Below are 12097 nucleotides of genomic sequence, written 5' to 3'. Positions count from 1 at the left end.
TGTAGAGCAGCTCTCTTCAGTCCGTTAGCACTACAATATTGCTACTTTTGTAGCAAAGATTATTGGGAGAGCGATGATGGGAATACCGATCAGGATTGATGACACTTTGTACGAGCAAGCGCGCACCGAAGCGCAGATTGAACACCGCACCATTGCCGGACAGATTGAGTATTGGGCGATGGTTGGTCGTGTGTCACTCGACAATCCGGATCTGCCGGTTAGTTTTGTGGCGGAATCACTGGCTTCGATGCGAGAACCGCGCGATCAGGCTACACCCTTTGTGCCACGCAGCCGCCGTGCATGAGTTACGCGGTTGAGCAGACGAGGCGATTTTCCCGTCAGTACAAAAAACTGCACGACAACGTTGCGACTGATGTCGATGATGCGGTCGACCTGATCGCGGGACAACCTTCTATCGGCGAACGTAAAAAGGGTGATCTGGCTGATTTGTTTGTCTACAATTTTTGCAGCCAAGGGCAGCTCTATCTGCTGGGTTACACCCTCGACGAGGGTGTGCAGCTGGTTTATCTGGAAACCATCGGTCCACACGAAAATTTTGATCGCGACTCAAACCCTAATCAGCGTTGGGCTGCGCATCGGTCAACAAATCCAGTTTTTTGAGTTGGTTTTACTGCCCATAGAACGATGCTGACGAGATATTCTCCAACACGCAGTTTTTGCCATTTTTCCTGTATTCCAATGAATTTCAATGAATTCCACCACTCACAATTCAAACCCGCCATAGATTCCAACGCCACAAAAAATGGTGTCAAAGTTGTCAGTATCTGTATGAAGATTTGTGAATAAGCGCTTCAGATCGCATAGCAACCATTGGTCTCAATGTGACTTATCTGGCGGCAATTGAGACTAATTGCATCCTGAGTGTCTGCAACATGGTAGGAAACCGACATATAACCAGCTGAAAATCTGTCAGCATGAATGTCCATCGACCAAAACCTGATGACCACTCAAAAAACGTAAACGTCAGCAAACCGACCCCCACCTCCTTCAACTCGAAGTCAAACCAAAGCAGGAGTTGACAGGAGATCAAAGCACATGAGAGGCCAACAGGATGAATATCGCTTTGATTGAGGGACACCGATATTGATGCGCAGAAAAAATTGGACACCGGATTATTTTTATCCGGTGTCATGCCACTCAATGGGAATGCTGGTGATGAGTATCCGGGAAATGCGGATGTGAATGTCTAATCGGTGCATGCCGGTGATGATGGCTATGTTGCGTTCCTGAAGGTGCTGGCTGGTCATGCACATGATTATGGTGATCATCGCCTTCACCGTGAACATGCTTGTGGATATGTTCAATTTCCTCATGTGTATGCTCATGCTCGTGCTTTTCTGTCAGATGTAGCCAGACCCCAGTCACCATCAGCAGGCTCGCAGCTATCAATTGCGGCGTGATCGGTTCGTCCAGCAGCACAATGGCTAGCACCGCGCCAAAAAACGGCGCTACCGAAAAATAGGCCCCTGTGCGTGCCGTACCAAGATGGCGCAGCGCGATCACAAACAAGGTCAGGCTCATGCCGTAACTGGCAAATCCTAATAGTGCGGCTCCTGCGATGATTCCAATGTCCGGCAATGACGCATGCATGAGGAGTGCCAGCACCAGATTGCTTGCACCCGCCACCACGCCCTTGATCATCGCAATAAATGACGCATCGGAAAGAGAGACTTTACGAGTGAGATTGTTATCAATAGCCCAAGCAAGGCAGGCTCCCAACAAGGCCAACGCAGGCCACAATCCAGAAAATCTCGCCTCCTGCGGCCAACTCAACACCAAGGCCCCTGCAACGATGGCAAGCATGCCAAGCGCAATGCGGCGATCAAAGTTTTCTTTAAAAACGAACCATGCCAGCAAGGCTGTCAGCACTCCTTCGGCATTGAGCAACAGGGATGCGCCCGATGCGGGCATCCCCGTCAATCCAAACATCAACAACACCGGTCCGATCATACCTCCGGTCACAATCGCCCCTGCCAGCCAGCGCCAGTCAGCTGCGCCAAGATGCACTGCCGGTGCGCGGCAAATACGGCGCACAATCCACAAACCGATGCCCGAACCAAGATAAAGCATGGCGGCAAGCAGCCAAGGGCTGGTATGCGCGAGCAATAACTTGGCAAGCGGCGTACCCGCACCAAATAGCACGGCAGCGAGCAGCGCTTGGTAGATGCCTGTTTGCACAAAAGTGTTTGAAGTCTCACGTTTCATCATACGGGTACCGGACGGTCATTTTCAACAATAGGAGAGCGAAAGTTCAGCAACCTCAGTGCGTTAATGACCACGACGAAGGTCGAGCCTTCGTGGAGCAACACCGCCAGGCCGATGCCGGCCCAGCCAAATAATGTAGCGGGAATCAGCAGTACCACTACGCCCAGCGATATCCACAGGTTCTGGCGGATTACACGTCTTGATGCGCGACTCAAAGCCACAGCAAACGGCAGTTTGGATAGATCGTCCGCCATCAGTGCCACATCGGCAGTTTCCAGTGCCACATCGGTACCCGCGCCGCCCATGGCGATGCCGACTGTGGCGTGCGCCATGGCCGGGGCATCGTTGACGCCGTCGCCAACCATGGCCACCAGGCCGTAGCGCTGTGCGAGTGCCCCCATGGCTTTGACCTTGTCTTCCGGCAACAGGCCCGCTTTCACTTCGTTCAGGCCAACTGCGTCGGCGATGGCGCGGCCCACACGTTCGTTGTCGCCGGTGAGCATGATGGTCTTGGTAATGCCGAGTTGGTGCAGTCGTTCGAGTACCTGCCTAACACCTTCGCGCGGGGTATCAGCCAAGGCCAGGATACCCAGGAACTGCCCGTCCGCCTGGATCAGCATGGTGGTTTTGCCTTCTGCCTCCAGGCGCATCGCCTGCTGCTGAATCCCGTCTGGGATAGGCTTGCCGTCAAATAACTTGGCGTTACCGATGGCTACTTTTTGCCCATCAAATTCGGCGCGCAATCCTTTTCCGGTAACGGCTTCGACTTCCCCGGCTTCACTCCAGATTAAACCGCGCCCCTTCGCCTCCGCCACAACCGCCTGCGCCAGGGGATGGGCGCTGCGGCTTTCCACGGCGGCGGCAATGGTCAGCAGGCTTTCCTCGTTTCCGCTGATGGCGACGACATCGGTCACCCTGGGCTTGCCTATGGTCAAGGTGCCGGTCTTGTCGAAGGCGATGGCCGTCAGCACACCGAGATTTTCCAGGTGCGCGCCGCCCTTGATCAGCACGCCGCCGCGCGCGGCGCGGGCGATGCCGGACAGCACCGCCGACGGGGTGGCGATGGCCAGCGCGCAGGGGGAGGCCGCCACCAGCACCGCCAGCGCGCGGTAAAAGGATTCGGCAAAGGGGAAACCAAACAGCGGCGGCAGCGCGATGAGCAGCGCGGCGCCTGCCAGCACGATGGGTACGAAAATGCACTCGAAGCGGTCGGTGAATCTCTGTGTGGGGGATTTCTGTGTCTGCGCCTCGGCCACCATCTCCACCATGCGCGCCATGGTGCTCTCCCGCGCCAGCTTGGTCACCTCGATCACCAGCGCGCCCTCGCCGTTGACCGTGGCGGCGAACACCTTGTCGCCCGGCTGCTTGTCCACCGGCATGGATTCTCCGGTGACCGGCGACTGGCCCACCGCCGAATTGCCCGACGCCACCTGGCCGTCGGCGGGAATGCGCTGGCCGGGCTTGACGATCACGCGGTCGCCGCGCTGCAAATCTTCCACCCGCACCTCGATCTCCACGCCGTCGCGTTGCACGACGGCGGTCTTGGGCGCCAGTTCCGCCAGCGCTTCGATGGCCTTGCGCGCGCGATCCATGGCCATGTGCTCCAGCGCATGCCCCAGGCTGAACAGGAACAGCAGCAGCGCGCCTTCTTCCCACGCTCCAAGCGCCGCCGCCCCTGCCGCCGCGACGATCATCAGGGTGTCGATGTCGAAGCGGCGGCTCTTCACACTCTGCCAGGCGTCGCGCAGGGTATAGAAGCCGCCCGCCGCGTAGGCGCCCAGCAACAGGCCAAGCGATAGATTGCGCGGCGCGCCGGCGAGACCCGCCAGCCAGCCAGCCAGCAACAGCAAGCCGGCAACGCCGCTGAAAATAAGCTCGCGATGCTCGGCGAACCATCCGGCCTCGCGGCCCTCCTCCAGCACGGCATAGCCCAGCGCCTGGATGCGCCGGAGGATCGCCGGGCGCCCGATTTTCTCGCTGTCATACTCCAGGCGCAGGCGTTCGGCGGCGTAGCTCACCGAAGCTTCCAGCACGCCGTCCGTGCGTTGCAGGGCATGCTCGATCACGGTGGCGCAGGTGGGGCAGTCCATGCCGTCGATACGCAGGCTCTCGTGACGATAGTGGTTGCCGAGCTTGGCCCCGGCCGCCTGCGCCAGTTCGCGCACCCGGCTCACGCTGAACAGCTGCGGATCGTAATGCAGGCACAGGCGCGCGCCGCCGTCTTCGCGGACCAGGTGCACCTTTTCCAAGCCTTCGGCCTGCAGCAATCTAGTCAGCCGCCCTGCGCAGGCGTCGCGCTCGTCGGGGACATCCGGCAGGATCAGCGACAGGTCAAGCGTGAGTTTTTCGGGCATGATGCTGCTCCTTATATCGTTGATTTAATGATGACAAAAGTTGCCCCTGCCAATTGACGATATCCGCTTACTCAGGATGGTCTTGGTTGGCATTTGTTTCGCTAAGCCGCTTCCAGCCGGGTAGGTGGTGAAGCGCGAGGGTTGCAAAAATCAGCCCTCCCGTGACGATCGCCAACACGTACATCCCGAAAGCGCTGGCCATGCCCACCGCCGCTGTGGCCCAGAGCGTTGCGGCGGTCGTTAGCCCCACCACGCCCCCCTTACCCTGGAAAATGACGCCCGCGCCGATAAAGCCTATGCCGGTGACGACTTGCGCTGCGATACGGGTTGAATCATTGGCCACGTGGACAGAGACCAAACTAAATGCGCAAGCCCCTATTGCGATCCCCATATAAGTTCGAATGCCCGCATCGCTCGCATGGAGCTCCCTTTCCCAGCCGATCAGGCCCCCTATCAGCGCAGCGAGAATCATGCGCGACGCATAAAGAAGTTCAGTTCCGATATCCATTTTTTTCGTTCATCTCCTCTTGCCTATACAACGGCCACAAGGGCCAGCGCTGCGCCATACCCTGCCAAAAAACTTGTGGCCAAGGCACGCGGCTCACTGCCCTTGCCCAAACCGGCAAGCAGCGGGCGGGCAGCCACATATCGTCACACCACGGTGTTTCTGGCAACTGCCACGCCTTGGAACCGATTGATTACAGCGGGTATGTGCTGCGTTACTGCTGGGGTTTGCCGCACTGGCTGCAAAACCTGGTGCCCGCCGCCAGCTCCGCGCCACAGCCGGAACATTTACCAGCCGACAGGGAAGTGCCGCATTTCTGGCAGAAGCGCGCATCGCTCGCATTGGCGCTGCCGCACTTGGGGCAGGGATTGCCGGGATTGCCGCCGCCTGGGCCCGTGCCCTGCGGATAGCCTGGATTACCACCGTAGCCGCCATGTTTGGAACCGCCGTGATGACCGCCTTGATAGCCGCCGTGGTGGCCTCCGAATCTGCCGCCCATCAAATTACCCAGCATCCGTTCAAAGAATCCCATGATTTACTCCTTTACTGTTCGATCTTAAAATTGGCTTGACCAGACATCCCTAGCCTGTCGGCCGGGGGCGTTCCGGTCAGGCTTGATTTGCCTGTAGCCTGCTGCTTGCGTCAACGCCAGCGTCTTCCTCTTCTTCTTTACGGTGTGCCAGCCGATACAGGATCGGCAGAACCAGCAGGGTCAGTGCGGTTGATGACAAGATGCCACCGATGACAACGGTGGCCAGCGGACGCTGCACCTCCGCGCCGGTGCCGGTGGCGATTGCCATCGGAATGAAGCCGAGCGATGCGACGAGAGCGGTCATCAGCACCGGGCGCAGCCGTGTCAGCGCGCCTTCGTGAATCGCCGTATCCAGCGACTTGCCTTCCTCGCGCAGGGTACGGATGAAGGCGATCATTACCAAGCCGTTGAGTACCGCTACGCCCGACAACGCGATAAAGCCGACCCCCGCCGAAATGGAAAGCGGGATATCGCGCAGCCAGAGCGCCAGGATACCGCCGGTCAGCGCAAACGGTACGCCGGTGAACACCAGCAGCCCGTCCTTCACGTTGTTGAACATCGCGAACAGCAGCATGAACACCAGCAACAGCGCTACCGGAACCACGATCTGCAGACGCTTTGCCGCCGACTGTAACTGCTCGAAGGTACCACCCCAGGTGGTCCAGTAGCCGGCTGGCACCTTGACCGCCTGCTGAATCTTCTGTTCAGCCTCGGCGACAAAAGACCCGATATCCCGTCCGCGCACGTTGGCCGTCACCACCACCCGCCGCTTGCCGTTCTCGCGGCTGATCTGGTTCGGGCCCGGCGCGACTTCGAAGGTCGCCACGTCGCCCAGTTGCAGATAGGAGCGGCGTGTTTGGCCGCCCGCTTCGTCCATGGGCAAATTGATGGGCAGTTGTTTCATCGCCTCCATGTCGCTGCGCAGCCGCTCGGGCAAACGGACGATGATGTTGAAGCGTCGGTCGCCTTGAAACAACACCCCGGCTTCCCTGCCGCCCACTGCTATTGCGATCGCTTCCTGCACGTCTCCGACATTCACGCCCAGGCGCGCGATCTTCTCCCGGTCAATGTGGATGGTCAGCATCGGTAAGCCGGTGGTTTGTTCGACCTTGACGGCGGTCGCACCGGGCACTTTCTCCAGCACTTCCGCAATCTCCCCGGCGGTGCGGTTCATCGTGTCCATGTCGTCGCCGAACACCTTGACCGCCACGTCGCTGCGCACGCCGGAAAGCAGCTCGTTGAAGCGCATCTGGATCGGCTGGGTAAATTCGTAATTGTTGCCGGGCACCTTGGTCACCGCTTCCTGCATGGCATTGACCAGATCGGCCTTGCTGCGCTTCGGATCGGGCCATTCCGATTGCGGCTTCAGCATGACGAAATTGTCGGCGGCGTTGGGCGGCATCGGGTCGGTCGCGATCTCCGCCGTGCCTAGCTTGGCGAAAATCCGGTCGACCTCCGGAAACTGCTTGATGGTTCGCTCCAGCTCGGTTTGCATCTCAAGAGCCTGCGTCAGACTGGTGCCAGGAATGCGTAAAGCTTGGAGCGCGATATCGCCTTCGTTGAGGCTGGGCACGAATTCGCTGCCCATGCGGGTCGCCAGCAACGCGGAGAGTATGACGGCGACAGCCGCGATCGTCAGAACGATGGGCTTGTTGAGCATGACCCGGTTGAGCATGGGCGCGTAGCCGCGCTTGGCCCATTCCATCAATCGGCTTTCCTTTTCGCTGACCTTGTCGCCAATCAACAGCGCCACGGCGGCGGGGATGAAAGAAACCGACAGGATCATGGCGCCCAGCAAGGCGGTCACCACGGTGAAGGCCATCGGATGGAACATCTTGCCCTCCACGCCGGTGAGCGCGAAGATCGGCAAGTACACCACCATGATGATGAGCTGGCCATACAGCAGCGGCCGGCGCGCTTCCCTGGCGGCCGCGAACACTTCGTGAAAGCGCTCGTTGCGGGTCAAGGCCCGGCCTGCTTTGGATTGCGCATGGGCCAACCGCCGCACGCAGTTCTCCACGATCACTACGGCGCCGTCGATGATGATGCCGAAGTCCAGCGCCCCCAGGCTCATCAGGTTGGCGCTGACCTTGTTGCTGACCATGCCGGTGAATGTGAACAGCATCGCCAGTGGAATGACCAGGGCGGTGATGATCGCCGCCCGGATATTGCCGAGAAACAGGAACAGGATCGCGACCACCAGCAGGGCGCCCTCGACCAGATTCTTCTTGACGGTATTGATCGCCTTGTCCACCAGGATCGTGCGGTCATAGACCGTCTGGGCCACCACGCCTTGCGGCAACGTGCGGTTAATCTCTTCCAGGCGCTTGGCGACGGCCTGGGAGACCGTGCGGCTGTTTTCGCCGATCAGCATGAACACCGTGCCGAGCACCACTTCGCGGCCGTTCTCGGTCGCGGCGCCGGTGCGCAATTCCTTGCCGATGCCGACTTCGGCCACGTCCCGGATGCGGATCGGGACGCCCTGCCGGCTGCCGACGATGATGTTGCCGATGTCTTCGATAGTGGCGACCTGGCCCGGCGCGCGGATCAGATACTGCTCGCCGCGCTTTTCGATGTATCCGGCGCCGACGTTGGCATTGTTGCGCTCGATCGCGGCAACCATATCCTGCAAGGTCAGGCCGTGGGCCACCAGTTTGTCGGGCAGGGGCGCGACCTGGAACTCCTTGGCGTAGCCGCCGATGGTGTTGATCTCGGTCACGCCGGGCACGTTGCGCAATTGCGGCTTGATGATCCAGTCCTGGATCTCGCGCAGGTCGGTGGGGGTGTAGGGCGTGCCGTCGGCCTTCTTCGCGCCTTCCCCGGCCTCGACCGTCCACATGAAAATCTCCCCCAGGCCGGTGGAGATAGGCCCCATGCCGGGCTCGACGCCCGCCGGCAGTTTGCCCTTGGCCTGCTGGATGCGCTCGTTGACGAGCTGGCGCGCGAAGTAGATGTCGGTGCCGTCCTTGAAGATCACCGTCACCTGCGACAGGCCGTAGCGCGACAGCGACCGGGTCTGTTGCAGTCCGGGCAGGCCGGCCATGACGGTTTCGATGGGGTAGGTAATGCGCTGCTCGGCTTCAAGCGGCGAATATCCGGGCGCAGCCGTGTTGATCTGCACCTGTACATTGGTGATGTCGGGTACGGCATCGATCGGCAACTTCTGGTAGTTATAAACGCCCAGTGCTGCCATGCCGAACACCATCAGCAGCACCAGCCAGCGCTGCTCAGTGGCGAAACGTATAATTTTTTCGAACATGTTGTGCCTTTATTCTAGAGGGCGGCGTTGCCGCGTTCGCCGGAGCGGATACGCAGTACGTCTTCCAGATCAGAAACTGCAATCAATCCGTCGCCAGGATTGCCCGTGTGGGCTGCTGCGCGGATTGCCTCAACCACACTCTGTGCCAGCTCATCGGCACAAAACATCATCAACACCAGCCGGTCGTGGGCATCCGGGTTCCACTCGGCAGGAACGAAGGCATGGTGCGAGCCTCGTCCGCGCGAGTTACCGCGCGTCGAAAAGATCGTGAATCCCGGCAAATGCTCCAGTCCATGCAACGCTTGTTCAATATTTTCAAGTCGATGCGGCTGCACAATGGCGATAATCTGTTTCATGGCGATCTCCTAGTGGTCGTGGCTGGCGCCGGACTTACCCAAGTCGGCCTTGATGAGGAAGCTGTTCTTCGCGGCGTACTGCTCGCCCGCGTTGAGTCCGTTGATTACTTCGGTGAATTTGCCGTCGCTGCGTCCCAGTTTTACAGGCCGCGCTTCGAGGTTGTCGCCATAGCGGCCGAACACGGCCGTCCAGTCGCGCACAGTCTGGATAGACTCCGCTGAGACCGCCACAGCCACTTCGACCTCATCAGCCACCAACTCGATGTTGACCGGCAGACCGGGGCGCCAGACACCTTTCGGGTTGGGTAGTACGATGCGCGCCTTCGCCGTGCGACTCTGCTCGCCCACCAGCGCACCTACATAGGACACGACTCCACTGCTCTGAGACTCGAACGCGGTTGCCTTGACGGTGGCTTGCTGACCCACTTTCACAGTATTCATGTCTTTGGCATAAATCGTCAATTCCGCCCACACCGTTGACAAGTCGGCGACGATGAAAATTTTGTCATCGTCCTTCACAGCCTCACCCAAGGATATGTGCTTCTCGACGATTATGCCGTCAATAGGCGAACGAATTTCATAGCGCGTGAGGTTGCCGCCCTCCCGCAGTCCACCACCGAGCGAGGCCAGTTTTTGTTGTGCGTTTTGGACGGCGATTTCCGCTTCCTGCATCGCGTTGTGCGCTTGCAGGTAATCCTGTTCAGCGGAGATCTTGTCTTCCCATAGCTTTTTCTCACGCTCGAAGGTCGTGCGCGCCAGCACCAGTCGCTTCTGTGCAGCCAATAGTTGGCTGCGTTGGTCGGCCAGCGTCTGGCTGGAAATCACTGCAAGCACTTGACCCTTGCGTACCCGGTCGCCCGCATTGGCCGCTGCCGCTTCGACGACACCGATCAAGCGAGGCACGACGTGTACCATACGATCCTCATTGAAGCGGATTTCACCGATCAATTGCAGGGAATTTTTGATGCGTGCCGGTCCGGCGGTCAGAACCTCGACGTTGTTCTGCTTGAGCTGCTCATCGCTCATGGTAACTCTAGCCTCGATCTGTTCGTAGGCGAAACGATAAGGCTTATTGCCGTATTGCGCAGCAATCGTCACCTTGAACGAATGCGGCTCTTTGACCACTGCATCACCTTTGAGATAGTCCTTTTCCTTCACGAATCTGAACGCCTGCGGCGGACGACCCAAGCGGTCGAGCGTGAGGGCAACCTGACTGACCGCAGGATCGAGCGGTTTCCCGCCCTGATAGGTATAGACGCGAAACTCCGGTTCCACGCCCTGTTCGAAGATAGCGACTTCAACCCCAAAACCATCCTGCGTAAACAGCTTTCCGCCGTGCGGGCCTTTTTGTGGTGCGGTTCCCTCGTTGCCATGGCTGACTGTTTCCGTGGGGCTGCCATGCGTCTCTCCCTCTCCTTGCGGCTTGTTTGTACCTAGTATCAGCCAGGCAAGTACCATACCGACCGCCAGAACGAGGGCAATGAAAATGGCTTGTTTTTTGTTCAAATTGATTTTCATGTCGGGTTCCTAGTGTTGGGTGGTGGCTGGAGCCGAATTGGGCAATATTTCACCGAGAATGCGTTCGATCTCGGCAGCGGACCGATACGCCTCGGCCAGCGCGCGCAGGTATTGGGATTTAGCCTGAAATGAGGTGCGTTGGGCATCCAGTACCTCAAGGAAACTGAACTTGCCCAGCTCGAAGCCCTTGGTTGCAGCGTCATAGGCGCTTTGCGCACCCGGCAGAATGTCCCGCTGTAGCGACCTCACCTCCTGGCGTGCTGTATTCAGGCGTTCGTGCGTTTGCGCCAGTTCATTGGATAGACGTATCTCGGTGACGGAGAGTTCATCCCGCGACTTGTCGGTACGGCGCAGTGCTTCCAACAGATTGCCCTGATTACGATCGAACATCGGGATTGGGATCGAAACACCGACAATCGCCTGGTCGAGACCCACCTGCTCGTTGCGCATCGCACCCAGACTCACGGTCACGTTCGGAATGCGTCGGCTGCGTTCCACCTCCTCCAGTGCTTGACGACGATCAACCTCGATCCTGGCTCGCAGCAGCTTGGGCGAGGTGGCAAGACGGCTGTTCAGATCGGCCAGCGCGGGTAGTGACGGCAGAGCTTCCAGATCACCCTCGACACGCTCGAAACGGGGCATCGCGTTACCCCAAGTACCGGCGAGACGTTTGCGTGCAGTCGCCAGCTCACTGCCAGCCAGCGTCCATTCAACCCGGACACCGGCTTCGGCCACGCGCGCTCTGGTTTCTTCGACCGGCGATACCTTGCCGGCGGTGACCCGACGCGATGCGGCACTGGTTGCACGTTGCGCGAGTTCGACCGATGCCTGCGCAAGCCGCAAACGCTCCTGCGCAACGAGTACGTCATAAAAGGCTGCCACCACGATTGCATGTATCTCGGCGCGCTTGATGTCCAGTTCCGCCGACGCGGCATCGCGTCCTCGCTCGGCGGCATCGATCCTGGCCGCACGTTTACCGCCAAGCTCGATCGGCTGGTTCAGCTGTAGTCTCGTGATCCGCGTCGCTCTGCGCGTATCCTCAATGGAAGTTGCAAGCTCCGGGTTCGGCCGTACTTGCGCCTGGATGATCGTTGCTTCGATTGCCTCCAATTCGCGCCCGGCGGCCGACAGCTCCGCGTTGGCACCAAGCGCTAGTTTCAGCGCCGCCTTTAGGGTGAGTGGGTCAGTCGGTTCGGTCGCACGCGGCGCGCTGACATTGCTTGTCTCAATAGCGCCATCGCGCACGGTATCGGTAGTTTGTGCAAAAGATGGGTTGAAAAACAGCGCCGCCAACCCAAGCGGCAATAGACGTCTTCGCATCGAATTCTCCAAAAATAAAAGGATGAA

10 protein-coding genes are annotated in these 12097 nt (G+C 59.2%); 2 read left to right on the top strand and 8 right to left on the bottom strand.

From position 1 onward, the window contains the following. Positions 1-76: 76 nt before the first annotated feature. The gene (locus GALF_RS04675) at positions 77-304 is read left to right on the top strand and encodes a ParD-like family protein (RefSeq protein ID WP_013292909.1); all 228 of its coding nucleotides are present in this window, start codon (positions 77-79) and stop codon (positions 302-304) included. Then, positions 301-621, top strand: a complete 321-nt coding sequence (locus GALF_RS04670) for a type II toxin-antitoxin system RelE/ParE family toxin (RefSeq protein ID WP_013292908.1) — start codon at positions 301-303, stop codon at positions 619-621. Before GALF_RS04675 ends, GALF_RS04670 begins: the two co-directional genes overlap by 4 nt. 537 nt (positions 622-1158) lie before the next feature. Here the strand turns inward: GALF_RS04670 and GALF_RS04660 are convergent. From GALF_RS04660 to GALF_RS04625, 8 genes are all read right to left on the bottom strand, one after another. Continuing rightward, positions 1159-2229 carry a DMT family transporter gene (locus GALF_RS04660; protein ID WP_013292906.1) on the bottom strand — a complete coding sequence of 357 codons (1071 nt, stop codon included), beginning with the start codon at positions 2227-2229 and terminating at the stop codon, positions 1159-1161. Beyond that, a complete protein-coding gene (locus tag GALF_RS04655) occupies positions 2226-4580 on the bottom strand; it encodes a heavy metal translocating P-type ATPase (RefSeq protein ID WP_013292905.1) in 2355 nt (784 codons plus the stop codon). Before GALF_RS04655 ends, GALF_RS04660 begins: the two co-directional genes overlap by 4 nt. Before the next feature lie 67 nt (positions 4581-4647). Beyond that, a complete protein-coding gene (locus GALF_RS04650) occupies positions 4648-5088 on the bottom strand; it encodes an MgtC/SapB family protein (protein WP_013292904.1) in 441 nt (146 codons plus the stop codon). A gap of 211 nt (positions 5089-5299) precedes the next feature. Further along, positions 5300-5617 (bottom strand): zinc ribbon domain-containing protein, encoded by a 318-nt coding sequence (locus GALF_RS04645; RefSeq protein ID WP_013292903.1) that lies wholly within the window; start codon positions 5615-5617, stop codon positions 5300-5302. Positions 5618-5693: 76 nt separating this feature from the next. Beyond that, on the bottom strand, positions 5694-8876 hold the full coding sequence (locus tag GALF_RS04640; RefSeq protein WP_013292902.1) for an efflux RND transporter permease subunit: 3183 nt from the start codon (positions 8874-8876) through the stop codon (positions 5694-5696). Between the two features lie 14 nt (positions 8877-8890). Further along, entirely contained in the window at positions 8891-9232 is a 342-nt protein-coding gene (locus GALF_RS04635) for a P-II family nitrogen regulator (protein ID WP_013292901.1), read from the bottom strand. A gap of 9 nt (positions 9233-9241) precedes the next feature. Continuing rightward, a complete protein-coding gene (locus GALF_RS04630) occupies positions 9242-10750 on the bottom strand; it encodes an efflux RND transporter periplasmic adaptor subunit (protein WP_013292900.1) in 1509 nt (502 codons plus the stop codon). Between the two features lie 9 nt (positions 10751-10759). Then, the gene (locus tag GALF_RS04625; protein ID WP_013292899.1) at positions 10760-12070 is read right to left on the bottom strand and encodes a TolC family protein; all 1311 of its coding nucleotides are present in this window, start codon (positions 12068-12070) and stop codon (positions 10760-10762) included. Between the last annotated feature and the right edge of the window lie 27 nt (positions 12071-12097).

The sequence above is a fragment of the Gallionella capsiferriformans ES-2 genome (genome assembly GCF_000145255.1).
GTDB classification, from domain to species: domain Bacteria; phylum Pseudomonadota; class Gammaproteobacteria; order Burkholderiales; family Gallionellaceae; genus Gallionella; species Gallionella capsiferriformans.
The sequence above is the reverse complement of the archived record's forward strand: the minus strand, read 5'-3'. Positions and strand labels throughout refer to the sequence as shown.

Excerpts from the sequence above, each read along its gene's own strand:
- GALF_RS04645 (WP_013292903.1), bottom strand. The coding sequence starts at position 5,617 with ATGGGATTCTTTGAACGGATGCTGGGTAATTTGATGGGCGGCAGATTC.
- GALF_RS04640 (WP_013292902.1), bottom strand. The coding sequence starts at position 8,876 with ATGTTCGAAAAAATTATACGTTTCGCCACTGAGCAGCGCTGGCTGGTG.
- GALF_RS04655 (WP_013292905.1), bottom strand. The coding sequence starts at position 4,580 with ATGCCCGAAAAACTCACGCTTGACCTGTCGCTGATCCTGCCGGATGTC.
- GALF_RS04650 (WP_013292904.1), bottom strand. The coding sequence starts at position 5,088 with ATGGATATCGGAACTGAACTTCTTTATGCGTCGCGCATGATTCTCGCT.
- GALF_RS04670 (WP_013292908.1), top strand. The coding sequence starts at position 301 with ATGAGTTACGCGGTTGAGCAGACGAGGCGATTTTCCCGTCAGTACAAA.
- GALF_RS04635 (WP_013292901.1), bottom strand. The coding sequence starts at position 9,232 with ATGAAACAGATTATCGCCATTGTGCAGCCGCATCGACTTGAAAATATT.
- GALF_RS04675 (WP_013292909.1), top strand. The coding sequence starts at position 77 with ATGGGAATACCGATCAGGATTGATGACACTTTGTACGAGCAAGCGCGC.
- GALF_RS04660 (WP_013292906.1), bottom strand. The coding sequence starts at position 2,229 with ATGATGAAACGTGAGACTTCAAACACTTTTGTGCAAACAGGCATCTAC.
- GALF_RS04625 (WP_013292899.1), bottom strand. The coding sequence starts at position 12,070 with ATGCGAAGACGTCTATTGCCGCTTGGGTTGGCGGCGCTGTTTTTCAAC.
- GALF_RS04630 (WP_013292900.1), bottom strand. The coding sequence starts at position 10,750 with ATGAAAATCAATTTGAACAAAAAACAAGCCATTTTCATTGCCCTCGTT.